The organism is Sphingopyxis sp. C-1 (genome assembly GCF_001047015.1).
In the GTDB taxonomy this organism is placed as follows: domain Bacteria; phylum Pseudomonadota; class Alphaproteobacteria; order Sphingomonadales; family Sphingomonadaceae; genus Sphingopyxis.
Map to the genome: position 1 here is coordinate 2,176,859 of NZ_BBRO01000001.1, position 24,197 is coordinate 2,201,055.

Genomic DNA, 24,197 nt, shown 5'->3' on the forward strand with positions numbered 1-24,197 from the left:
ATGCATCCGCGCCTTTCCCTTGCCGCAGCAGCGATTGCGCTGTGCCTGCCCGCGCAGGCGCTGGCGGCGGAGGAGCGCGCGTTCGACGTCCCCAAGGGAAGCTTGTCGACAGTCCTTCCGGTGATCAGCCGGCAGGCCGGAGTCAGCATCAGCGTCGTGGATGCGAAGCTCTGGCAGGCGCGCGTCAAGCCGGTGCGCGGACGGATGAGCGTCGAAAAGGCGATCCAGCGCCTGCTCGACGGCTCCGATGCGCGCGCCGTTCGGGTCAGCGCGACAAGTTGGCGCATCGAACGGCGCCCGGCCCCGACCCGCACCGCGAGGGTTGCTCCGGCACCGCGACAAGCGCTGCAGCCGCGGGCGCGCGAGCCCTCTCAAGACGTGGTTGCGGCGGCGCGGGACGAAATCATCGTCACCGCGTCAAAGACCGACCTGCCCCTTACGCATTTCGCCGGCGTCGTCACCAAATTGGATGGCGGCGATTTGGCGTTTGGCGGCGAACGCGGGATGGATTCGATCCTCTCGCGCACCGCAACCGTCTCTTCGACCCATTTGGGTTCGGGGCGCAACAAGCTGTTCATTCGCGGCATCGCCGATTCGAGCTTCACCGGACCGACGCAGTCGACCGTCGGCCAGTATCTCGGAGATATCCGCCTCAGTTATAACGCACCCGATCCGGATCTTCGCCTTTACGACATCGACAATGTCGAGATCCTCGAAGGACCGCAGGGCACGCTCTATGGCGCCGGATCGCTCGGCGGCATCATCCGCGTCGTGCCAAAGGCACCCGATCCGCGCGAGATGACGGTGCAGGCGATTGCAGGCGTGTCGATCACCCAGCACGGCGACCCCGGCGGCGACATCGCCGCGATCGCCAATATCCCGGTCAGCGAGAATGGCCATGCCCTGCGCCTCGTCGGCTATATGCTCACCGACGGCGGCTATATCGACAATCCGCTTCGCGGACAGAATGACGTCAACCGCGTCCATGTGCGCGGTGGGCGCGGCACCTTTCGTATCGAAGCGGGCGACGATTGGACGGTCGATCTGGGGGGCGTCTATCAGGCGATCACATCCGACGATGCCCAATATGCCGACAAGAATGGCCCGCCGCTGACGCGCGCCTCGATGGTCGAGCAAAATGCGACCGCGCGCTACGGCATGGGTACGATCGTCGTGATGAAGGATTGGGACGACCTGCATTTCCAGTCGTCGAACGCCTATATCGACCACCGGTTGTTCGAACGTTTTGACGCCAGCCTTCCTGAGGCACGGCAAGGAACCGACGCGTCCAACGGGGGCCTGCCCGCCCCTCCATCGGTCGGGACGGTCGATGTCGAACGCCTGTTCGCGCCGATTCAGGTCATCCCGCTCAATAATGTTCCGCGCGTGCTCGACCAGCACAATGCGACACGGATGTTCGTCAGCGAAAACCGTCTCTCGCGGCCGTATAATGAGGGGCTGGGCTGGGTCGTCGGCGCCAGCTTCATCGACAATCGCGCGCGGCAGGATCGTGAATATGCCTATGGCCCGCTCCGCGCGACCCTCCCCGGCGTGACCAACAGGATCACCGAATTTACGGGCTATGCCGAAGCGACGGTGGAAGTGATGCCCGACCTGATCGCGTCGGGCGGCCTTCGCCTGTCGCACGCGCGGCTGGGCGGCGAGGCCGAGGGCGTGTCCTTTGCGTTGGCACAGGCGAATCGCGCCACGACCGCGTCGCGCAACGAGACAGACCTGCTTCCGTCCTTCTCGCTGCTCGCGACGCCGCTGCGCAATGTCCGACTCTATGCGCGCTATCAGGAAGGATTTCGTCCGGGCGGGCTTGCGGTCGATGGCAATTTTGTCCGCCGCTTCCTCAACGACCAGGTTCGTACATGGGAAGCCGGCATGCGTTTCGGCGACAAGGGGCAGAGCCTGCTCGACGCCAGCATCTCGATCTCACACAGCCGCTGGCGCAACATCCAGGCCGACTTCATCGACAGTACCGGTTTCCCGACCACCGCAAATATCGGCGACGGCCGCATTACCAGTCTGTCGGGCGCGGTAGCGATGCGGCCGACAAGCGCGCTGACCTTCGAACTCGGCGCGGTCTATAACCACAGCCGCGTCGACGATCTTTCGCCCCAGATTCTGCCGGTATTCGATGCTGCGCCTGCGCGCCTCGGCCGCATTCCCAATGTCGCAAGCCATGCGGTACGCGGATCGGTCAACTATGCCACGATGATCGGTGACGAGGATTTCCGTGTAAACGGGTGGGCCAATTATATCGGCCCGTCGCGGCTGGGTATCGGGCCGATATTGGGCGAAAGCCAAGGCGACTATATCGACACCGGCCTTGCGATGCGCGTCGGCAACGCACGCCGGGGCCTATCGCTGACGCTGACCAATTTGTTCGATTCGCGCGGGAATCGCTTCTCGCTTGGAACGCCCTTCGTCGAGGGGAATGAGGGCTTCCTCACCCCGCTACGCCCACGTACCCTTAGGATCGCGATTGACGTCGCTTATTAGCGTACGTCCGCACTGGGGTGGGGAGCTGCCGTTACCCTCTTTGGACATCGCCCGGCTGGATTCGGATCGGATCGGCGCCAAAGTTCAGGAAAGTTCAGCCCTGTGAGCGCCCCGATTTGCAAATCGCGGAGTGCTGGATGTGCGCGGCACGTCCGATCATGGTTGCACCGGCAAGCCGGGCAGCGACCGCTTTTTTGTTCACCGAATGAAAGAGCCGGATGAAGGCTGGCACGGCCGGATAATGTAGGAAAGACCTATTTGAAGGCCATGTCTGCTTTGGCGTGGGAAGTTGTCGTTCAGTCACCCGCCTTTCGTCATCCCGGACTTGATCCGGGATCCCGCTTTTTTGACGCGCTCACTGATTTCGACTTCAATCGGGACCCCGGATCAAGTCCGGGGTGACGATGAAAGATAGGGTGGTTTCCGGTCGAAAGCCTCCATCGACCGGTCACCCGCGTCGCAACCGTTTCAAAAAGGTTGCCGCGTCAGTCCGCCAGCGCGATCCGTTCGTAACGATCCATATGGTGATCGACGGTGCCGAACTGGCTTTCGATCATCGTCGCGCGCTTGAAATAATGGCCGATCGCGAGTTCCTGCGTGATGCCGATGCCGCCATGCGTCTGGATCGCATTTTGCCCGACGAAATTGGCGCCGCGCGCAACCTTGGCTTTCGCTGCCGATACCGCCGCCATCCGCTCGTTCGCAGGCAGGCCAAGCTTCAGCGTCCCCATGATCGTCATAGAGCGCGCCTGCTCGACCTCCATGAACATGTCGACCATGCGGTGCTGCAGCACCTGAAACTTCGCGATCGGCACGCCGAACTGCTTGCGCTGCTGCGTATATTCCAGCGTGCCTTCGTGCAGCTTCTGCATCACGCCCGTGGCTTCGGCGCACACCGCGACGGTTGCTTCATCGACGATCTGTTCGATCAGCGGCAGGCTGCCGCCTTCGGCGCCCAGCAGCGCATCGCCGGGGATCGCGACATTCTCGAAATAAATTTCTGACGCGCGGTTGCCGTCGACGGTCGGATAGTCGCGGCGCACGATGCCGGGAAGATTGGCGTCGATCAGGAACAGCGAGACGCCGTCACGGTCGCGTGCGTTGCCGCCGGTGCGTGCGGTGACGAGCAGATGCGTCGCCCAGGGGGCCGCATAGACGACGCCCTTGTGCCCGTTCAGCACATAGCCCGCGCCGTCTTTCTTTGCGGTGGTGCGCAGGTTCGCGAGGTCATACCGGCCCTGCGGTTCAGCGTAGGCAAAGGCGATGATCGCGTTGCCTGCGATAATCTCGGGGATGACCGCATCGGCCTGCGCGCCGCCAACAGCCTTGAGCGCGCCGCCCGCGATGACGACGGTCGGAAGATAGGGCTCGATCGCAATGACCTTGCCGAGTTCTTCCATGATGATCGCATTTTCGAGCGCGCCGCCGCCAAGGCCGCCATGGTCTTCGGCAAAGGATGCGCCGAGCATACCCAGTTCCTGCGCCAGCGCGGTCCAGATTGCCGGGTCACGCCCGCTATCGCTGTTGATGAACTTCTGGCGCGTTTCGAAGTCATAGGTATCGCCAAGGAAACGGGCGAGCGTGTCGCGGATCATGTCCTGCGTTTCGGTGTAGGTGAAATCCATTTTTTATCCCCGTCGCCCCCGCATAGGCAGGAGCCGCTGTAGGTTTATATTGCGGAGCTGAGTCCGGCCGACTGCGGCCCCCGCTTTCGCGGGGGCGACGCATTCAAAGCCCCAGAACCATCTTTGCGATGATGTTGCGCTGAATCTCGTTCGACCCGCCATAGATCGTCGTCTTGCGCGTGTTGAAATAGGTCGGCGCGGCGCGGTGCGCATAGTCCGGCCCGATCGGATGCTCATTGTCACCCTCACCAAAGCCGCGGAAGTAAGGCGCGCCATAATGGCCGACGGCTTCCAACGTGAGTTCGGTAAGACGCTGCTGGATTTCCGAACCCTTGATCTTGAGCAGGCTCGATTCCGGTCCCGGTCCGCGATTGGCGTTCGGACCCGCAAGGCTGCGCAATTCGGTGAATTCGAGCGCGGCGAGATCGACTTCGAGATCGGCGACCTTGCGCTTGAAGAAGGCGTTGGCGAGCAAGGGCTTGTCACCGTCGAGTTCGGTGCGGGCGATCGCCTTCACCTTTTCGATCCCGCGCTTCGACGCCGCGACACCGGCGATGCCGGTGCGTTCGTGCGCGAGGAGGAATTTGGCGCAGGTCCAGCCCTTGTTTTCCTCATAGACGCGCTGCGACTGCGGCACGCGAACATCTTCGAGCCAGACTTCGTTGACTTCATGCTCGCCGCCCAGCGTGATGATCGGGCGCACGGTGATGCCGGGCGATTTCATGTCAATGAGAAGAAAGCTGATGCCTTCCTGCTGCTTCGCTTCCTTGTCAGTGCGGACAAGGAAAAAGCCCCAGTCGGCGTGCTGCGCCAACGTCGTCCAGGTCTTTTGCCCGTTGACGATATAGTCGTCGCCGTCAGGCACCGCAGCGGTGCGAAGGCTCGCAAGGTCGGAGCCCGAACCGGGTTCCGAATAGCCCTGACACCACCAATCCTCACCCGACAGGATGCGGGGCAGGAAATGGGCTTTCTGTTCGGGCGTGCCAAAGGTGTAGATCACGGGGCCGACCATCGCGAGGCCGAAGGGCATCAAGCGGATACAGTCGGCGCGCGCGGTTTCTTCGGACCAAATGAAACGCTGCGTCGGCGTCCAGCCGGTGCCGCCATATTCGACCGGCCAAGCGGGCGCGATCCAGCCCTTCTTGTGCAAAATCTTGTGCCAGACGAGGAAGTCTTCCTTGGACAGCTCCTCGCCTTCATCCTGCTTCCCGCGCAGTTCGGCGGGGTAATTTTCGGCGATGAAGTCGCGCACTTCCTGTTGGAAGGCGAGATCTTCGGGGCTGAATTCCATGTCCATCACGAATCTCCCATTGGGCAATGGCGACCTTATAATGGGCGCTCACCTTTACGTAAACGGCAAGTTGCGACTTGCAACTGGCCTTATCCCGATGATTGCGCCGAACGGCGCGGCTTGTCCAGCTTATGCGGGCGCGCCGCGCGGCGCCCGCCCCAAATGAAAACGGCGCCGGGGAAACCCGGCGCCGTCGTGTCTATTCCGTCGGGACTTCAGTCTATTCGGCGTCCTGCAACTTGTCCTGCGTGCGCAGTTCGAAATCCGATGCGTCATGGCGTTCGTGAAGTTGGCTTGCGGGATCGCCCATCACGCGGTTGACCATCCGCCCACGCTTTACCGCGGGCCGTGTCGCGATCTGGTCGGTCCAGCGCTGGACATTTTTGTAGCTCTCGACTTCGAGAAACTCGCCCGCTTCATAGACCAGCCCCTTCGCCAGTGCGCCGTACCAGGGCCATACCGCCATGTCGGCGATCGAATAGTCGCCGCCGCCCAGATATTCGCTCTCCGCAAGGCGCCGGTCGAGTACGTCCAGTTGCCGCTTCACTTCCATCGCATAGCGATTGATCGGATATTCCTGCTTCGTCGGGGCATAGGCATAGAAATGGCCAAAGCCGCCGCCGAGGAACGGCGTGCTACCCATCTGCCACATCAGCCACGACAGGACTTCGGCGCGCTTGGCGGTCTCGGTCGGCAGGAAGGCGCCAAATTTCTCAGCCAAATGGATCAGGATCGCGCCCGATTCAAAGACGCGGATCGGTTCTGCGCCGCTGCGATCAACGAGCGCGGGAATCTTGCTGTTCGGATTGGCGTCGACGAAGCCGCTCGAAAACTGGTCGCCGTCGCCGATCTTGATCAGCCAGGCGTCATATTCGGCGCCGCTGTGCCCCGCCTCGAGCAATTCCTCGAGCATCACCGTCACCTTCACGCCATTGGGCGTGCCGAGCGAATAAAGCTGGAGCGGATGCTTGCCGATCGGCAGCTCCTTGTCATGGGTCGGCCCCGCGATCGGGCGGTTGATATTGGCGAAGCGCCCACCGCTCTCCTTGTCCCAGGTCCAGACTTTCGGGGGCACATATTCGTTATTGTCGGTCATGGAGAACTCCTGGGCTGATTTTTATACTGATCGGTAATTTAATTGGCGATCGTCGTTTGTCCACCCTTCCCCGCTCAAATAATCTTTGCCCCCCGCAAAGCCGAAATGGCTTGGGCATCATAACCGAGTTCCGAAAGGATCGCGTCGCTATGCTCGCCGACTTGCGGCGCACGCTGCGCGGCACTTTTGCTACTTTCCGAAAGATTGATCGGCGCACGGATAACCGGCACCGCGCCCGCCGCGCCTGGATAGTCGACCGGCTCAACCAATCCCATTGCCGCAACCTGCGGCTGCGCGAGCGCCTCGCCCGCGCGCAGCACGGGCGCTGCGGGCACGCGGCCTGCAGCAAGCTCGGCGATCGCCTCTTCGCTCGTCCGCTCGATACACCAGCGCTGCATGATCGCGCTTAGTTCCTCGCCATTGTCACCGCGCAAAATGTCACTGGCATAGAGCGGGTCATCGACCAGTTCGGGCCGCCCGACCAGTTCGGCCCAGCGCGCGAAGATCCCCGAGCCGACGATCTGCGTGATAATCCAGCCATCGCGCGTTCGGAACACGTCGGTAGGTCCCGAACTGAAGCTGCGATTCCCGATCGGCTGACGCTCGATACCGTTCAGCGCATGGTCGATCGTGAGCGCATTCGACATGGCAAGCGCGGTTCCGAGCAACGACCCGGAGACACATTGCCCCTTCCCCGTCACCTCGCGCTCGCGCAGCGCGAGCATCACACCAAAGGCACAGTGGAGCGCCGTGCCGAAATCGACATAATTGACCTGCGCGCGGTACGGTTGATCGGGCGTACCGGTGAGGTGAACCGTTCCCGACATCGCCTGCCCCACCGCATCAAAGCCCACGCGGCTTGCAAGCGGGCCCTCGCTGCCGAATGCCGAAGCGGTCGCCAGAATGATGCGCGGGTTGATCGCGGACAGGCTGTCATGGTCAAGCCCCAATTTGGTCAGCGCGTCGTGCGGCAGGTTGGCAATCACGACATCGGCCGTTTCGACAAGGCGGCGAACAATCTCGCGCCCTTCGGCGCTTCCGGGTTTCAGCGTCAGGCAGCGCTTGGCGCGGTTCATTTGCATGAACATAGCCCCCGAACCATCCTCGGCGACAGGCACAGTATAGCGGTCGTCATTGCCGCCGGGCGCCTCGATGCGGATGACGTCGGCGCCATAGTCCGCAAGCAATGCCGCACAATAGGGGCCCGCAATATAGCGTCCGAAGTCGAGTACCCTGATCCCCGTTAGCGGCACGCCTTGCTCTCCCGATGATTTCTTTGGTCCGGGCTAGCAGCCACTCGTCGACGCTGCCAGTTCTTCGTCGAAACCTGTCGCTTGCATGTTCGCGCCTGCGCCATATGGTATACGAAAGTTTCAACAGGGGATGTTTATGACGCGCTTCGCTCTCGCTCTCGCGGCGACTTTGGCTTGTTCGACCTCGGTCTGGGCGCAAACCGCGCCCCCAGCTCCCACAGCAGAGGCGAAGCCCGAAAAATGGGACGTCAACGCCCCTCCAGGCCTGACAACCCGCAAGGTCCAGCTTGCGGTCGACGAAGGTAGCTGGATGAACGTCGACGTCGCGCCCGACGGCCGCACGATCGCGTTCGACCTGCTCGGCGACATTTATACGATGCCGATCGAGGGCGGGACGCCGACGCGCATCGCCGAGGGACTCGCCTATGAACATCAACCGCGCTTCTCGCCCGACGGCAAACGCATCGCGTTCGTCTCCGACCGCGCGGGCGGCGACAATATCTGGCTGATGAACCGCGACGGCAGCGACAAGAAGCAGATTTCGAAAGAAGATTTCCGTCTGCTCAATCAACCGAGCTGGAGCCCCGACGGCCAGTTCATCGTTGCGAAGAAGCATTTCACGACGGGCCGCTCGCTCGGCACCGGCGAGGTTTGGATGTATCATGTCTCGGGCGGCGCCGGCGTGCCGCTGGTCAAAAAGCCGAACGAGCGCCACCAGAAGGAGCTTGGCGAGCCGATCTTCGCCGCCGACGGCAAGAGCGTGTTCTACACGCGCAACGTCACTCCGGGCCCGATCTTCGAATATGCACAGGACAGCAACACCGACCTTTTCCACATCGAACGCTACAGCCTGGAAGATGGCGAGATCAGTACCGCGGCATCGGGTCCCGGCGGAGCGGTCCGCCCGACCCCCTCGCCCGATGGCAAGCGCCTTGCCTTCGTCCGCCGCGAAGGGACGCAATCGAAACTTTATGTGAAGGACCTGGCCTCCGGCGCCGAAAAGAAGGTCTATGACGCGCTCGACCAGGACGTGCAGGAAACCTGGGCGGTGACGGGCGTCTATCCGAACATGGCATGGACGCCCGATAGCAGCGACATCGTCTTCTGGGCAGGCGGCAAGCTGCGCCGCGTAAGCGGCGCCGGCGGCGAGGCGCGCATCGTCCCGTTCAGCGTCAGCGACGACCGCACCATCGTCGATGCGACGCATCCGGCGGTCGAAGTCGCGCCCGACAGCTTTGCGACGAAGATGCCGCGCTGGGCCGAAGTTTCGCCCGATGGGCGCAGCGTCGTGTTCGAAACGCTCGGCAAGCTGTGGGTCAAGCCCGCTACCGGCGGCAGCGCGCGGCGACTGACCGGCGCGAAGGACGACGCAATGGAATTGTGGCCAAGCTGGTCGCGGGATGGCAAGTCGCTCGTCTTCGTGCGCTGGACCGATGGCGGCATGGGCGAAATCCACGTCATCGGTGCGGGCGGCGGCAGCTCGCGCAAGCTCACCGCGACACCCGGCCATTATGCCGAGCCGCGCTTCTCGCCCGACGGCAAGACGATCGTGTTCGAACGGCGCGGTAGCGGCGGACTGACCTCGGCGCGCTGGAGCGAAGACCCCGGCGTGTACCGCATCGCCGCTAGCGGCGGCAACGCCGAACGGATCAGCAACGACGGCGCCAAGCCGCAGTTCGCGTCCGCCAGCGACCGCGTCTTCATGGTCACCGCCGCCGACGGCAAAAGCCAGCTCGTCAGCACTGACCTCCACGGGCAGGACAAACGTGTCCATGCCAATGGCGAACTTGTCAGCGACTATGAAATCTCGCCCGACGGCCGGACACTGGCGTTCCGGCAGAATTACGACGCCTACGTCACTCCGCTTATGCCCGGCGGTCAGGACGTGTCGCTCGGGACCAAGAGCGGTGCGCTGCCCGTCACGCGCGTCAGCGGCAGCGGCGCCGAATATACGCACTGGTCCGACGGCGGCCGCCGCCTGCACTGGAGCCGCGGCGCGACGCTGTTCAGCGCCGACCTCGCCAGCCTCTTCACCAATGCTCCCGCCGATGACAAGGCGCCGAAGTTCACCCCGCCGACCGATGGCGTATCGCTGTCGATGACGCAGGCGGCGTCAAAGCATAAGGGCGTCGTCGTCATCACGGGCGCCAAGATCGTGACGATGGCCGACAAGGACGGAGGCGTCATCGAGAATGGCGCGATCGTCATCGACGGCGACCGCATCACTGCAGTCGGCGCGGCGGGCGCGATCACCGTTCCTGCTGGCGCTGTGACCGTCGATGCGACCGGCAAGACGATCGTTCCGGGCTTCGTCGACGCCCACGCACACGGCTCGCACGGCGACGACGAACTGGTGCCGCAGCAGAACTGGTCGGAGATCGTCAATCTCGCGATGGGGACGACCACCAGTCACAATCCCTCGTCGCGTGCGTCGGAAATCTTTGTCTCGTCCGAAATGCAGCGCGCCGGTCTGATCCTCGCGCCGCGTATCTTCTCGACCGGTGAGGTCATTTATGGGGCGAAAGCGGCGGGCATCTACGCCGAGATCGACGGCTATGACGACGCGCTCGCGCATGTTCGCCGCCTGAAGGCACAGGGTGCGCATAGCGTCAAAAACTATAACCAGCCGCGCCGCGACCAGCGCCAGATGGTGGTGAAAGCAGCACAGGTCGAAGGGATGACCGTCGTGCCGGAGGGCGGCTCGCTGTTCACGCAGGACGTGACGCTGATCCAGGACGGCAATTCGACCGTCGAACATAATGTTCCGCTCCATGTCTTTTACAAGGATCTGGTGCAACTGTGGGGGCAGACCCAGGTCGATTACACCCCGACGCTTGTTGTCACCTATGGCGGCCCGGCGGGCGACCCCTATTGGCGCGCGCACACCAACGTGTGGGAGCATCCGATCCTGTCGCGCCACGCCCCGCCGACCGAACTCGCCGCGAACAACAAACGCCGCGTGATCGCGCCGGAAAGCGATTATGTCGACGATGATTCGGCGCGGGAGGCGGGTAAGATCGCAGCGACGGGCCGTATGGTGTCGATCGGCGCGCACGGCCAGCAATCGGGTCTTGGCGCCCATTGGGAAATCTGGTCGTTCGTACGCGGCGGCTGGAGCAACATCGATGCGCTCCGCGCCGCGACGATCATGCCTGCAACCTCGCTCGGCTATGCCAAGGATCTCGGGTCGCTCGAGGCCGGCAAACTTGCCGACCTGCTGATTCTCGATGCCGATCCCACCGAGAACATCCGCAATACCGAACAGATTCACCGCGTGATGCTCGGCGGACGGCTCTATGATCCGCTGACGATGAACGAGGCCGAGACAGGCAACCGCAAGCGCCATCCTTATTGGTGGGAAGCCGACAAGCCCTGAACCCGCGTCCAAATCGAGCGGCGGGCGGTAATTTTGTGACGAGAGGGTTGCAAGACGTCCGGACCGCCGCTAGGGGCGTCCACTCTCAGCGAGGAGAGTTGGCTGAGTGGTCGAAAGCGTCGCACTCGAAATGCGAAGTGCCGGCAACGGTACCGAGGGTTCGAATCCCTCACTCTCCTCCATTTTTCTATAATTTGACCACAGCAAGCGGCCCCGGCGCACGACCGGGGCTACTCGCGGGTGCCGTCACCTTATGGTGACGAGCGATGGTGCGGCGAGCGCTCCGACAATCGCGCCAACGACCAGGAACAGCACGATATAAACGACGATCACGACCACCGTGTAACCAAGCGCCTTGTCCTGCGGCGCCTTCATCAGCACCGGAAGGCCCAAATACAGAAGGTAAAGCCCGTAAAGCGCGAACAAAAGGCCGATGACTGAAAGCGCGGGGATGATCCCGAAAATCGCGCCCACCCATCCGGCGGTCGCCGAATAGGCCGCGACCTTCAGGGCCTGGACCTGATCCTTCTGCCCGCCGAAATTCGGCGCGAGGGCATCGATGACCAACGCGAGGATGAAGATCGTTGCCAGCGAAAGGCCGTAGGACACGATCGCCGAGACCAGCGCACCCACCAGCGGCGGGTGATATGTTACGCCGAACATGGTGAACCCGAAAACCTGCCCACCGACCAGTCCGGCGATCGGGCCGATCGCCGCCAGTATCAACACATAGGGCACATAGATCGATTGCACCGTCGCCGGCTCGGCCGCGATGATGGGCCATGTCTCCTTCGGCTTGAGAAGGATGTCCTTGGCGCGCTGGATGATGCCCGACGCCGGGCCGGAGATATTGGGTGGTAGGTCCGTCATAATGCGTCTCCCCTGATCGTGCGGCCCACAACCCGAACGGGATATGCAAAAGCCGGAGGGCCTATTTAGCCCGCATCGCCAATGCATCTGTAACGCTGATCACAGCCCGAATCGGCAAACCACAGCCGGATAGGAATGTAACGGACTTGAAACGCGCGTAAACTGCCATAGATTGACCATATGACCCCCGACTCTTCATCCGAACTTCCCGCGGCCGTTACTGCGCCGCTCATCGGCCGCGCACGTTTTGCGCCGGGCGATATCGTGCGCCATCGCATGTTCGACTTTCGCGGCGTCGTCTTTGACATCGATCCCGTCTTCGCGAACAGCGACGAATGGTATGAAGCGATCCCCGAGGATATTCGTCCGGCGAAGGAGCAGCCCTATTATCATCTGCTCGCCGAAAACGGCGATTCGTCCTACATCGCTTATGTCAGCCAGCAGAATCTGGTCGCTGACGGCGACGGTGGACCGATCGACCATCCGCAGATCGACGCTATGTTCGAAGGGCTCGACCACGGACGCTACCGCGTCCGCGCCATCCATCGCCACTAAACGCAGGTCAGGCTTTCAGCTTCCAGCCCGACCGCAGCAAGCGATAGGTTATCAGCCCGAGCACGACATTCACGGCCACAAGGAACAGCGCAGCGGTCAGTACCGGATTCGCGATCGTCGAATCGACCGTGCCGATAAAGCCGTACCGAAAGCCCATGATCGCATAATAGACGGGGTTGCCGTGCGCGATCGTCTGGAACCAGGGCGCCAGCTTGTCGACCGAATAGAAAGTGCCTGAAAGCAAGGCGAGCGGCGTGACGACGAAATTGGTTACGGCGGCGGCATGGTCGAATTTCTCGGCCCAGATCGACGTGATGAGGCCAAGGAAGGCAAGCATCGAGGCCCCGAGCACGCCGAAGACGGCGACTGCCCAGAGATGGTCGGGCATGACATGCACGCCCGGCCAGAGCAGCATCGCGAGCCACAACGCCAACCCGACGAGCAGCGCACGGGTAATCGCCGCGCCGACGAGCGCGATGATGAGTTCGCCGACCGCGAGCGGAGGCATCAGATAGTCGACGATGGTTCCCTGGATCTTGCCGACGAGCAGCGAAAAGCTCGAATTGGCGAAGCTGTTTTGCAGCATTGCCATCATTATGAGCCCCGGCGCGATGAAATCGGCGAAGGGCACGCCGATCACGGTACGCCCCGCGCCGCCCAGTGCGACGGTGAAAATGACGAGGAAAAGGAGGGTGGTGATCGCCGGAGCCCAGATTGTTTGGAGCTGGACCTTGAAAAACCGCCGCACCTCCTTGACATATAGGGCCTGCATGCCCGGCACGTTCAGCGTGTGGATGTGCGGGACGCCGGGTTCGGCGAAAGCCGGAACCGCACGGATATTTGCTGAGTCGGGGTTCGAAATTTGGGGCTGGTCGTTCATGGCGTTCTCGCCTATCGCCTCCCCGATCTTACCGCAAGCTGGGCCGTCGAAACACCGTTCCGCAAGGACCGATTGAGAGACTGTATCGCTGCCTGCTGCGTGGAATGATGAGGAATATATAGCATGTCATGGACTGACGAGCGCATCGAACAGCTGCGCAGCATGTGGGAAAAAGGTCTGACCGCCAGCCAGATCGCCGACGAACTTGGCGGGGTCAGCCGCAACGCAGTAATCGGCAAGGCGCATCGTCTTGGCCTGAAATCGCGTCCTTCGCCCGTGAAGGCAACCGAAAAGGTCGCAAAGCCGGCGAAGCCCGCTGCACCCGCCGCACCGAAACCGGTAGCACCGGTTGCCGCATCACGCCCCGCTGCGCCTGTCGCGCCGCGCCCGGTCGCCGCGGCGCCGAGGCCCGAACCCAAGCCGCCCGTCGAAGCAGCCGATGAGGATGGCGTCGAAGCCGCGCCGAAGCCCGATGCACCGCGCATCGTTTCGATCGGCCCCGGCGGCTTCATCCGTCAGGGTCCCGGCGACCAGCAGGCGCCGATCCCGCCGGCGCCGCCGCGTCGGCTGGTGCCCGCTAAGCCGAGCCCGGAAATTGCCGACAAAACGAGCCTGCTCGATCTCAACGACCGTATCTGCCGCTGGCCGATGGGGCATCCCGGCGAGCCCGACTTCCATTTCTGCGGTGAAGCGGTGAACCCCGGCTTCCCCTATTGCGTCGAGCATTGCGGCCGCGCCTATCAGGCACAGCTCCCCCGCGGAACGCGCCGCCCGCCCCCGCCCCCGCCGTTCGGTGGTCCCCGAGTTCGTTAAGACGCGTCCGGTGAGGCCTTTCGGGCAGGATTTCGAATTCGCCCGCGCGCTCGGCCTGCAAATGGTCGAGCGCGGCGATGGGCGCTGTTCGATGGCGATCGATATCGAACCTGCGCGTCATTTCAGCCCGCAGGGCGCTGCGCATGGCGGCGTCGCCTATTCGCTCGCCGATACCGCGATGGGCGGCGCGCTGACCAGCGTGCTTGCCGACGATCAGTGGTGTGCGACGCTTGAAATCAAGTTCAACTATCATGTCCGCGTCGGCGAAGGCCGGCTGACCTGCGAGGCGGAAGTGCTCCACCGCGGCAAGCGAGTCGCGAACATCGATGCGCGCCTTTATCAGGGCGGCCGCCTCGTCAGCAGCGCGAACGGCAATTTCGCGATTTTCGCCGCGCCGCATGCTCGGCAGGCATAGGTAAGGCGCCGGATCATGGACCCGGCGCCTCCCTTTCCGCTCCCAAGAGGTCAGAAGCGGTAACTCAACGTCCCGCGCACGCTGTGCGTCCGGAAATTTGGGTCGCTGCGGCGGATATCTGTCCCGCCGCCGTTCAGTAGGAACGGGTTGGTCGCCGGGGCTGTCCCCGCACCGACGTTCACGACATAATCCTTGTCCTTCACATCGGTGTACAGATATTCGAGGCCCAGCCCGATATTGTTCGTGACCATCACCTCGGCGCCGCCGCCGACGGCATAGCCCCATGCGTTGGTTTTACCGTTATCGGCAAAGCTGTTTACAGTGTTCGACGTCGCAAACTTGTTGTCGAGCCGTGCATAGGCGCCGCCGCCCGTCACATAGAAGAGCGCGCCGCCGCCCGGAGTGTAACCGGCGCGCAGGCGCGCATTCGCCTGATAATCGGCCTCACGGCTCATCGTGTAGCTGGCAGGGGTGGTCGAAAAGCCGCTGACGCTGTCGCGTGCAACGCTGTGACCGCCCTCGACGACTGCGCCGAGCACGAAATTGCCCATGCGGCGATCATAGCCGAGGCGCCCGAAGAATTCGGCGCCGTCCCTGTCGTTACGGCAGCCGCCGTTGGCTGTGCCCGTCGCGGCGCCGTTGCAGAAGCCGGGTGCGAAAGCGTCGGTACCGCCGGCGGTGTTGACCGGATCGCCATAGGTACCGTCGCGGTTGGTGTCGAAGGTCAGGGTCTCACCACGGTCATTTCCCTGAAGCGACGCGCCGCCGCCGATCGAGATATAGGGACCGTTGAAATCCTGTGCTGGATCGCGGTCCTGTGCGAAGGCTGGAACGGCGAGCAAAGGCGCCGCCGAAACGGCTAGGAGAGCTACGAATTTCATTGTTATTACTCCACTTTTTGGTGACCTCTCGGTCCCGACCCCAACCCGGGGGCGTCCGCCAAAGTTCCTTCATGTGGCCGAAATGCGATGAGCCGAGCCCGCACCGGGGTGCGGGACTTAGGCTGAAAACCCCGCTTGCCAGCGCCCTTCCCGGCCCCGTATAGCCACAGCATGAGTCACGATTTGTTCGACAGCAACCAGCCCGCGACCGACAGCTACAACGCCTCGCAGATCGAGGTGCTCGAAGGGCTCGAACCCGTCCGCCGCCGCCCCGGCATGTATATCGGCGGGACTGACGAGCGCGCGCTGCACCACCTCGCCGCCGAGGTGATCGACAACAGTATGGACGAAGCGGTCGCAGGACATGCAACGCGCATCGAAGTCACACTCGATGTCGGAAACCGCCTTACCGTCGTCGACAATGGCCGCGGCATGCCCGTCGACCCGCACCCGAAATTTCCGGGCAAATCGGCACTCGAAGTCATCATGACCATGCTCCACTCGGGCGGTAAGTTCGAGGGGAAGGCCTATGCGACCTCGGGCGGCCTCCACGGCGTCGGGGTGAGCGTCGTCAACGCGCTCTCGGTCGAGACCGAGATCGAGGTTGCGCGCGGCAAGCAACTCTATCGCCAACGTTTTTCGCGCGGCACGCCGCTCGGCGGGCTTGAGGAGCTGGGCCCGACGCCGAACCGGCGCGGAACAAGCGTATCCTTCATTCCCGACCCCGAAATCTTCGGTGAACATGGCCGATTCAAGCCTCAGCGCCTCTATCGCATGGCGCGCTCGAAGGCATATCTGTTCGCAGGCGTTGAAATCCGCTGGAAATGCGCGCCCGAACTTATCGGCGACGACACGCCCGCCGAGGCGGTGTTCCAGTTTCCAGGCGGCCTTGCCGACCACCTCAAGGAACAGATCGGCACGCGTGAATGCGCCACCGCCGAGCCATTCGTGGGGCGGCAGGAATTTCCAGGCGAACAGGGTCGCGCCGAATGGGCGATCGCCTGGCCTTTATGGTCCGACGGATCGTACAGCTGGTATTGCAACACGATCCCAACCCCTGCCGGCGGCACGCACGAAGCGGGCCTGCGCGCCGCGCTCACCAAGGGTTTGCGCGCATTCGGCGAGTTGATCGGTCAGAAGAAAGCGGCTCAGATCACCGCCGAAGACGTGTTCAACGGCGGTGAGATGATGCTGTCGGTATTCATCCGCGACCCGCAGTTCCAGAGCCAGACGAAGGACCGGCTTTCGAGCCCCGAGGCCGCGCGCTTCACCGAGAATGCCGTGCGCGATCATTTCGACCATTTCCTGTCGGACAACATGGACCGCGGCCGCGCGTTGCTCGGGCTTGTCCTCGACCGGATGGATGAGCGATTGAAGCGCAAGGCCGAACGCGAGGTAAAGCGCAAGACGGCGACGAGCGGGCGTAAGCTCCGCCTGCCCGGCAAGCTCACGGATTGCGCGAACGACGGTCCGGAAGGCACGGAATTGTTTATCGTCGAAGGCGACAGCGCCGGTGGTAGCGCGAAGCAAGCCCGCGACCGCAAAACGCAGGCGATCTTGCCGATCCGTGGCAAAATTTTGAACGTCGCAAGCGCCAGCGCCGACAAAATTCGCGCCAATCAGGAAATCGCCGACCTGGCGCTCGCGCTTGGTTGCGGACTGCGCAAGGATTGCGACGCCGACCGCCTCCGTTACGAGAAGATCGTAATCATGACAGACGCCGACGTCGACGGTGCCCATATCGCGACGTTGCTGATGACCTTCTTTTTCCAGGAAATGCCCGACATCGTGCGAAACGGGCATGTCTATCTCGCGCAGCCGCCGCTTTATCGCCTGACCGCTGGGAGCGTGTCGGCCTATGCCCGCGACGACGCGCACCGTGCCGAACTTGAGGCGACGATGTTCAAGGGCAAGAAGGTCGAGGTCGGGCGCTTCAAGGGCTTGGGTGAAATGAACCCGGGCCAGCTCAAGGAAACTACAATGGACCCCGCAACGCGCTCCATGCTCCGCGTCACGCTGCCGCAGGAATATGAAGAGCGGCATCAGGTCAAGGATTTGGTCGACCGGCTGATGGGGAAGCATCCCGAGCATCGCTTCCAGTTCATCCAGGCGAATGCCGCAAGCCTCGACGGGGCCGCAATCGACGCCTGAAGAAAAAGAATCCCCGCCCCTGTCAGAAAGTCTCGCGACGGCCGACTAAATAGCCAGACGAGGATAGGGACTGGAGATTTCGGGTGACCGAAGCCGAGCAGGATCAGCTATTTACCGACGCCATCGCGCGCTTCGGCGGCGCGATTGCCCGCATGGCGCGCGGCTATGAAGCCGATGCCGAGCTTCGCCGCGATCTCGAACAGGATATCCAGGTCGCGCTCTGGCAAAGCTTCGCTCGCTTCGACGGTCGTTGCTCGCTGAGCACCTGGGTCTGGCGCGTCGCGCATAACCGCGCGACGTCGCACATCATCACGCGGCGCCGCCACAGCCGTCAGCGCTGGACTCATCTTGAAGATATCGACTTGCCGTCTGACGACCCGACCCCGTTCGAGCGGGCGACGAGCGAACAGGCAATGGCGCAAATCCTGTCGATCATCGACCAGCTCGATCCGCCCGACCGGCAGATATTGCTGCTCTATCTTGAAGGCATCGCCGCGGCTGAGATCAGCGAAATCACAGGGGTCTCTTCCGATTCCGTCGCGACGAAAATCTATCGGTTCAAGGCGATGTTGACGCACCGCTATGCGCAGCCCGGAGATATATCATGACCCGCCTTGATGACGACAGCCTGCATAGCCTGTGGCTGGATAGCGGCGCGGCAGTCGAGCCGCTGTCGCTCGCCGAAGTCAAATCGCGGGCCGCCATGCTCAGCCACGCGATCGGCAAGCGCAATCGCCGCGAATATATCGCTACCGCCTTTGTTACTCTGATCTTCGGCCTCTATGCACTGGTCCTGCCCGGAACATTGCTCAAGGTGGGTAGCCTTCTTGTGATCGCCGGCGGGTTCATAATGGCTTGGCAACTTTCGTGCCGCACGTCGAAGCCCGATTCCGACGCCGAAGCGGCCAATGTCCGCATCCATTACCGGACCCACCTCGCGACCGAGGAGCGGATGCTGGCGAGTGTCGGCCTTTGGTATATCGGACCGCTCGTCCCGGGCCTCGCCGTCTTCATGGCTGGACTCGCTGCGGCGAGCGGTTTCGGCAGCATATTCGGTTTCGTCGGTTTTGCCGCGATCCCGGCACTGATCCTTCTTGGCATCTGGTTGCTCAACCGCCACGCGGCAGCCATGCTTCGCAAACAGATCGAACGGCTCGACGCGGCAACGGCAGGCGTTGAAGGAGAGAGGGAATGATCCGTTTTCTGCCAATAGTAGTGACCGCAGCGTCCATCTCGCTGGGCACGCCATCCCCGGCGGTCGCAATACAGCCTACCGAAACGACAACGCCGACCGCTCAGGCCGCGTTGGACAAACGCGCGGCGCAACTGGTCGACCTGTTTGGGGGCAGGATTGCCTATTCGGCCTATTTCGATCCGCACTTCCAAGCGGCGGTCCCCGAAGCACAGTTCGAAGCCTTCAGCGCCGGACTCGTGGCGCAATATGGCAAACCGGTCGCGATCGACCGAGTAGCTCCGACGGGCGAGCGTTCGGGAACCGTCCTATTGCGCTTCGAGCGGGGTGTTGCGACCGTTCTGCTCGATGTTGGCGTCGCGGCCGACGAACGCGTGACCGGACTTCGCGTGACGGGTGTGACGGTCGCGAACGACAGCTTCGACAAAGTGGCGGCGGAGATTGCAAAACTGCCCGGTCATGCTGGTTTTCTCGTCGCCGAGCTCGATGGCACCGCCATTCGTCCGCTCGCCTCCGCCAACGCCGACCGGCAATTCGCGACGGGCTCGACCTTCAAACTCTATATTCTCGATGAGCTTGCGGCGCAGGTCGCGGCAGGCAAGCGCCGCTGGGCCGATGTCGTGCCGCTGTCGCATTTCAGCTTTTCTTCCGCGGGCACTGCGAACTGGCCCACGAATACGCCGGTAACGCTGCAAACCCTGGCCAACTGGATGATTTCGGTGAGCGACAATGGCGCGACCGACACGCTGATCCACCTGCTCGGCCGCGAGCCGATCGAGGCGCGGATGAAGAGCGCCGGGCACAGTGACCCGTCACGCAACATCCCATTGCTCACGACGGTCGAGGGGTTCGCGCTCAAGGGAAATAATTTCAATGATTTGCGCACAGATTTTATCAAAGGCAATGACGCGGCGCAGCGCAAGCTGATCGAGGATAATCGCGAAAAGCTGACGCTCGCCAACGTCGACGGGGTCAGTTTCACGGCGGGGCCGCGCTACATCGAAAGCCTCGAATGGTTCGCAAGCCCAAACGACATAGCGCGGCTGATGATCGATTTGCGCGCGCGCCAGTCGAAGACCTTGCTCGAGGCGATGGCGATAAACAATGGCGTCGGCCCCGTCGCCGCAGCCGACTGGAATTATCTCGGCTACAAGGGCGGGTCGGAAAATGGCGTGCTGTCGATGAGCCTGCTCGGGCAACGCAAGAGCGACGGCAGATGGCTCGTCGTGACCGCCAGTTGGAACAATCCCGACGCCAATGTCGAGACTGCGCCGTTCGTCGGACTGGTCACGCGCCTGCTCGCGCTCGCAGCGCATGACCGGCATGCAGCGCCAGCGCCAGACATCCCGCCAGCAGCACCGCGTCCTTGAACAGAAATTGTGCGGTCGAACCCATGAAGGGAAAGCCATAGCCGTCCTCCCATAGCGGTACGCCGAAGCTGAAGCTGAGCGTAATCACGAAGGTAGCCATGCCCATCAGGCCGCCGATCAGCCCTGCACGATGCGACCATGCCCCGAGTGCGATCAGCACGCCGGTCGCAAGTTCTATCGTCCCGATGACATTGCTGGTCCCCTGCACGCCAATCAGCGGGTACATCCACGAAAAGAGCGGATAATGCATCGCGATGCCCGCCACACCTTGGGCTTCATAGGCCGCAAATTTGGCCACGCCAAAAAGGGCAAAAATGAACAGCAGCGACCAGCGGAGCGCGCCGATCGCAAATGTCTGAGGTGGCAGTTTGTCCAGAATTTTAAGCATGAATATCCCCGATTATGGTTTCGGGGTTATTCGGGCGCCGACGCGGCCCGGTTACATCAAACGGCGGTTAACGCCGCAACCAGCGCTTTGACCTTCGCCTGCCGCCATTGCGGGGTCGGCGCGACGAGCCAATAGCCGCGCTTCACCGCGACGCTGTCGCCAACCTGCCGGACACGCCCCGAGGCGATATCGGCCTCCGCAAGCATCGCTGGCACATTCGCCTGGCCCAAACCATTTGCCGCGGCATCGATTGCGAGTCCCGCGTCGCCAAGGCGCAGTGCCGGTTCGCCATCGCTTGCCGGACAGCCGGGCCAGGCAATGCGCGTGTCGCTGTTGCTGCCGGGCCCTGCGACGGTGACCATTAGCGCGTCGGCGAGAGCGACGCCTTCATGCTCGCCCGCGCCGTCGGTCCAGAAGATCGCGAGGTCCAGGTTTGCCTCAGTGAAATCGATCCCAGTGTCGGCGGAGACGAGCGTAAAGCGCACATCAGGGGCCTGCTGGCTGTAGCGCGCGAGCCGCGGCGCGAGCCATTTGGCGGTGAGGTCGCGCGGTGCGGCGATCGTCAGCGACTGCGACGACTGGCCGGCCTGCATCGCGCGCACCGATTCTTCGAACTGCAGGAAACCCTGCCGCAGCGCGTCGAGCCCCGCATCGGCTTCCCCGGTTAGTTCGAGCCCCTTGGGCGTACGGCGGAACAGCACGACGCCCAGCATATCCTCTAGCGCGCGGATCTGTTGACCGACCGCCGCAGGGGTGACCGCGAGTTCGTCGGCGGCACGCGTAAAGCTCAAATGCCGGGCAGCGGCATCGAAAACGCGCAACGCGTTCAGGGGCAGATGGGTACGCTTCATGACGCGGTCGCAGGCGCCACGAGCGGGAAATGCGGAATCGCGACGAGGATTTGCGATCCGTCACCGAGTTCCATCGCATAACTCCCAACCATCGAACCTTCGGGGGTCGGCAGCGGGCAGCCCGATACATAGTCATAGGCGCCGCCGGGAATGATTAGCGGCTGTTCACCGACAACCCCCTCGCCTTCGACTTCGCTGATCTGGCCGCGCCCGTCGCTGATCCGCCAGTGACGGCTGATCAACTGCACCGCGTCCTCGCCGTGATTTTCGACGCGGACATGATAGGCCCAGAACCAGCGACCGAGCGCCGGGTGCGACTGTTCGGGCAGATAGCTGACCGCAACGCGCACGGTGATCGACCCGGTGGTCGCCGCAAAGGGGAAAAAGGAGTCGATCATCTCCATGCCAAATTCACCTAAAGCCCGACCCTGGTCAATGCCTGGTCCAGATCGGCGATCAGATCACGTGGATCTTCAAGGCCGATGTTGATGCGCAGCATGCCCTCGACGACGCCCATATCGGCGCGCGCTTCGGCGCTGACGCCGTAATGGGTGGTCGATGCGGGATGGCAGCAGAGGCTGCGCGAATCGCCAATATTGTTCGAGATATCGACGAGTTCGAGCGCGTTGAGCAGCGCCATTGCCTGTTCACGCCCGCCATCGAGGATGAAGGAGAAGATCGGTCCGCATGCCTCCATCTGGCTCATCGCCAGATTGTGCTGCGGGTGGCTCGCGAGCCCCGGATGGAGCATGCGCGCCACGCGGCTCTCGATCGCCTTGCCGACCGCCAGCGAATTTTCCGACTGGCGGCGTGCACGGAGGTCTAGCGTTTCCAGTCCCTTGAGCACGACCCAAGCATTGAACGGCGACAGGTTAGGCCCCGTGTTGCGCTGAAACGGCAGCAGCACGTCATTGATGAACTTTTCGGTTCCGCAGACCGCCCCAGCGAGCACGCGCCCCTGCCCGTCCATCAGCTTTGTTGCCGAATAGGCGACCACATCGGCGCCGAAATCCATCGGGCGCTGGAGCACCGATGTTGCAAAGGCATTGTCGACCACGCTCGTGATGCCGTGCGCTTTCGCAAGCGCGCATACATGTTTCATGTCGACGATATCCATCGTCGGATTCGCCGGGGTTTCGAAGAAGAACACCTTCGTATTCGGCTTGATCGCCTTTTCCCAGGCGTCGTTGTCGCGACCATCGACGACGGTCGTCTCGATCCCGAAGCGCGGACAGAGATGATCGACGAGCCAGCGGCACGAGCCGAAAGCCGCCTTCGCGGCGACGATATGGTCGCCCGCCGACAGTTGACAGAGCAAGGCCGTCGTCATCGCCGCCATGCCGGTTGCCTGTGCGCGACATGCCTCGGCGCCTTCCATAAGCGCGATCCGCTCCTCAAGCATCGCCACGGTCGGGTTTTGCAGACGAGAATAGGTCATGCCCTGTTCTTCGCCGGCAAAGCGCGCCGCCACTTCCTCGGCGCTGTCATAGGTATAGCCCGACGAGAGGAAGAGCGCTTCCGACGTCTCGCCATGCTCGCTGCGCCACGTGCCACCACGCACGGCCTGCGTTGCGGGGTGCCAGTTCCTCGTCTTGCTGCGATCGAGACCCGTATCTTTCTTCATCTTCTTATCCGTTCAAAGCCGAAACAACCGCATCGCCCAATGCCGTCGTCCCCATATTGCCCCCCAGATCGGCGCCGCGGCACCCGTCGGCGAGCACCGTCGCCACCGCAGCCTCAATCCGCGCCGCGCTCGTCTCGTCGCCACCGGAGTGCCGCAGCAGCATCGCGAGCGACAGGATCATCGCAAGCGGATTGGCAACGCCTTTACCCGCGATATCGGGCGCGCTGCCATGGATTGGTTCGTATAGTCCCTGCGTGCTTTCGCTCAGCGACGCCGAAGCGAGCAGCCCGATCGATCCGACGCACATCGATGCCTGATCGGACAGGATGTCGCCGAACAAATTGCCGGTAACGACCACGTCGAACTGGCCCGGATTGCGCACAAGCTGCATCGCGGCATTGTCGACATACATATGGCTGAGCGTCACGTCGGGATAGTCAGCAGCGACTTCGATCACGACATCGCGCCACAACTGCGAGGTTTCGAGGACATTGGCCTTGTCAACCGAGCATAGGCGTTTCTGCCGCCCCTGTGCCGCTCGGAATGCGACATGCGCGATGCGGCGTACTTCGCTCTCGCTATATGACATGATGTCATAGCCTTCACGCTCGCCCGTCGCGGTCGTGCGCATTCCCTTTTCGCCGAAATAGACGTCGCCGTTGAGCTCGCGGACGATCAACAGGTCGATCGCCGCAGCGACCTCGGGACGTAGAGCCGAGCTGTCCTCCAGCCCGGCAAACAGCTTGGCGGGACGCAGATTGGCGAACAGGCCGAGTTCGCTACGCAAGCCGAGGATAGCCTGCTCAGGGCGCAAATGGCGCTCGACATTATCGAACCGCGGATCGCCGACGGCGCCGAACAGGATCGCGTCGGCGGCCTTCGCCTTCGCCAGCGTCTCGGGCGGCAGCGGATGACCGGTCGCTTCATATGCGGCGCCACCAACCAGCGCGCGGTCTAGCGTCACGGGAAGCGCCAGCGCGCCAATGACCTTTTCGGCCTCCGCCATGATCTCCGGACCGATACCATCGCCAGCCAGCAGCAGGATTTGCACTATGTCG

General features: G+C 62.8%; 21 protein-coding genes and 1 tRNA gene. 10 read left to right on the forward strand and 12 right to left on the reverse strand.

Translation table 11 applies throughout. From position 1 onward, the window contains the following. Positions 1-2,508 (forward strand): TonB-dependent receptor, encoded by a 2,508-nt coding sequence (locus tag SC1_RS10235; RefSeq protein ID WP_062180982.1) that lies wholly within the window; start codon positions 1-3, stop codon positions 2,506-2,508. Positions 2,509-2,993: 485 nt separating this feature from the next. Here the strand turns inward: SC1_RS10235 and SC1_RS10240 are convergent, their stop codons facing one another. The 4 genes from SC1_RS10240 to SC1_RS10255 all read right to left on the reverse strand — a co-directional run bounded on the left by SC1_RS10240 (position 2,994) and on the right by SC1_RS10255 (position 7,773). Then, positions 2,994-4,133 carry an acyl-CoA dehydrogenase family protein gene (locus SC1_RS10240; protein ID WP_062180985.1) on the reverse strand — a complete coding sequence of 380 codons (1,140 nt, stop codon included), beginning with the start codon at positions 4,131-4,133 and terminating at the stop codon, positions 2,994-2,996. Between the two features lie 103 nt (positions 4,134-4,236). Further along, positions 4,237-5,430 carry an acyl-CoA dehydrogenase family protein gene (locus SC1_RS10245; protein WP_062180989.1) on the reverse strand — a complete coding sequence of 398 codons (1,194 nt, stop codon included), beginning with the start codon at positions 5,428-5,430 and terminating at the stop codon, positions 4,237-4,239. 214 nt (positions 5,431-5,644) lie between these two features. Continuing rightward, entirely contained in the window at positions 5,645-6,520 is an 876-nt protein-coding gene (yghU, locus tag SC1_RS10250; protein ID WP_062180992.1) for a glutathione-dependent disulfide-bond oxidoreductase, read from the reverse strand. 74 nt (positions 6,521-6,594) lie between these two features. Next, positions 6,595-7,773 (reverse strand): CaiB/BaiF CoA-transferase family protein, encoded by a 1,179-nt coding sequence (locus SC1_RS10255; protein WP_062180995.1) that lies wholly within the window; start codon positions 7,771-7,773, stop codon positions 6,595-6,597. A 136-nt stretch (positions 7,774-7,909) separates the two neighbouring features. On the opposite strand from SC1_RS10255, the gene SC1_RS10260 reads away from it, so the two are divergent. Both SC1_RS10260 and SC1_RS10265 read left to right on the forward strand, forming a co-directional pair. After that, positions 7,910-11,149, forward strand: coding sequence for an amidohydrolase family protein (locus SC1_RS10260; protein ID WP_062183924.1), 3,240 nt, complete (start codon positions 7,910-7,912; stop codon positions 11,147-11,149). Positions 11,150-11,241: 92 nt separating this feature from the next. Further along, a tRNA-Ser gene (locus SC1_RS10265) sits at positions 11,242-11,331 on the forward strand. A 64-nt stretch (positions 11,332-11,395) separates the two neighbouring features. Here SC1_RS10265 and SC1_RS10270 read toward each other — a convergent pair. Beyond that, on the reverse strand, positions 11,396-12,019 hold the full coding sequence (locus SC1_RS10270) for a Yip1 family protein (protein ID WP_062180997.1): 624 nt from the start codon (positions 12,017-12,019) through the stop codon (positions 11,396-11,398). Between the two features lie 180 nt (positions 12,020-12,199). On the opposite strand from SC1_RS10270, the gene hspQ reads away from it, so the two are divergent. Then, entirely contained in the window at positions 12,200-12,574 is a 375-nt protein-coding gene (gene hspQ / locus SC1_RS10275; RefSeq protein ID WP_062181000.1) for a heat shock protein HspQ, read from the forward strand. Between the two features lie 7 nt (positions 12,575-12,581). Here hspQ and SC1_RS10280 read toward each other — a convergent pair whose 3' ends face one another. Then, positions 12,582-13,454 carry an ABC transporter permease gene (locus SC1_RS10280; RefSeq protein ID WP_062181003.1) on the reverse strand — a complete coding sequence of 291 codons (873 nt, stop codon included), beginning with the start codon at positions 13,452-13,454 and terminating at the stop codon, positions 12,582-12,584. Between the two features lie 123 nt (positions 13,455-13,577). On the opposite strand from SC1_RS10280, the gene SC1_RS10285 reads away from it, so the two are divergent. After that, positions 13,578-14,267, forward strand: coding sequence for a GcrA family cell cycle regulator (locus SC1_RS10285; protein ID WP_062181006.1), 690 nt, complete (start codon positions 13,578-13,580; stop codon positions 14,265-14,267). A gap of 10 nt (positions 14,268-14,277) precedes the next feature. Next, complete coding sequence (locus SC1_RS10290; RefSeq protein WP_062181009.1) at positions 14,278-14,682, forward strand: PaaI family thioesterase; 405 nt, start codon at positions 14,278-14,280, stop codon at positions 14,680-14,682. 50 nt (positions 14,683-14,732) lie between these two features. Here SC1_RS10290 and SC1_RS10295 read toward each other — a convergent pair whose 3' ends face one another. Then, positions 14,733-15,563, reverse strand: coding sequence for an outer membrane protein (locus SC1_RS10295; protein WP_062181011.1), 831 nt, complete (start codon positions 15,561-15,563; stop codon positions 14,733-14,735). 171 nt (positions 15,564-15,734) lie between these two features. On the opposite strand from SC1_RS10295, the gene parE reads away from it, so the two are divergent. From parE to SC1_RS10315, 4 genes are all read left to right on the forward strand, one after another. Beyond that, a complete protein-coding gene (gene parE / locus SC1_RS10300) occupies positions 15,735-17,714 on the forward strand; it encodes a DNA topoisomerase IV subunit B (protein WP_062181014.1) in 1,980 nt (659 codons plus the stop codon). 83 nt (positions 17,715-17,797) lie between these two features. Next, the gene (locus SC1_RS10305) at positions 17,798-18,322 is read left to right on the forward strand and encodes an RNA polymerase sigma factor (protein ID WP_062181017.1); all 525 of its coding nucleotides are present in this window, start codon (positions 17,798-17,800) and stop codon (positions 18,320-18,322) included. Continuing rightward, entirely contained in the window at positions 18,319-18,909 is a 591-nt protein-coding gene (locus SC1_RS10310) for a hypothetical protein (protein WP_062181020.1), read from the forward strand. The genes SC1_RS10305 and SC1_RS10310 overlap by 4 nt, the downstream gene beginning before the upstream one ends. Then, positions 18,906-20,276, forward strand: a complete 1,371-nt coding sequence (locus SC1_RS10315) for a serine hydrolase (protein WP_062181023.1) — start codon at positions 18,906-18,908, stop codon at positions 20,274-20,276. Before SC1_RS10310 ends, SC1_RS10315 begins: the two co-directional genes overlap by 4 nt. Here the strand turns inward: SC1_RS10315 and SC1_RS10320 are convergent. From SC1_RS10320 to leuB, 5 genes are read right to left on the reverse strand one after another with little or no spacing between them, the layout of a single operon-like run. Further along, positions 20,194-20,664 (reverse strand): DUF417 family protein, encoded by a 471-nt coding sequence (locus tag SC1_RS10320; protein WP_062181026.1) that lies wholly within the window; start codon positions 20,662-20,664, stop codon positions 20,194-20,196. The two genes, SC1_RS10315 and SC1_RS10320, sit on opposite strands and share 83 nt — an antisense overlap. 56 nt (positions 20,665-20,720) lie before the next feature. Further along, positions 20,721-21,515 carry a LysR family transcriptional regulator gene (locus SC1_RS10325; protein WP_062181029.1) on the reverse strand — a complete coding sequence of 265 codons (795 nt, stop codon included), beginning with the start codon at positions 21,513-21,515 and terminating at the stop codon, positions 20,721-20,723. Further along, entirely contained in the window at positions 21,512-21,913 is a 402-nt protein-coding gene (apaG, locus tag SC1_RS10330; protein ID WP_193749193.1) for a Co2+/Mg2+ efflux protein ApaG, read from the reverse strand. Before apaG ends, SC1_RS10325 begins: the two co-directional genes overlap by 4 nt. 17 nt (positions 21,914-21,930) lie before the next feature. After that, entirely contained in the window at positions 21,931-23,139 is a 1,209-nt protein-coding gene (locus SC1_RS10335; protein ID WP_062181033.1) for a PLP-dependent aspartate aminotransferase family protein, read from the reverse strand. Positions 23,140-23,143: 4 nt separating this feature from the next. Next, the gene (leuB, locus tag SC1_RS10340) at positions 23,144-24,190 is read right to left on the reverse strand and encodes a 3-isopropylmalate dehydrogenase (RefSeq protein ID WP_062181037.1); all 1,047 of its coding nucleotides are present in this window, start codon (positions 24,188-24,190) and stop codon (positions 23,144-23,146) included. Positions 24,191-24,197 lie beyond the last annotated feature (7 nt).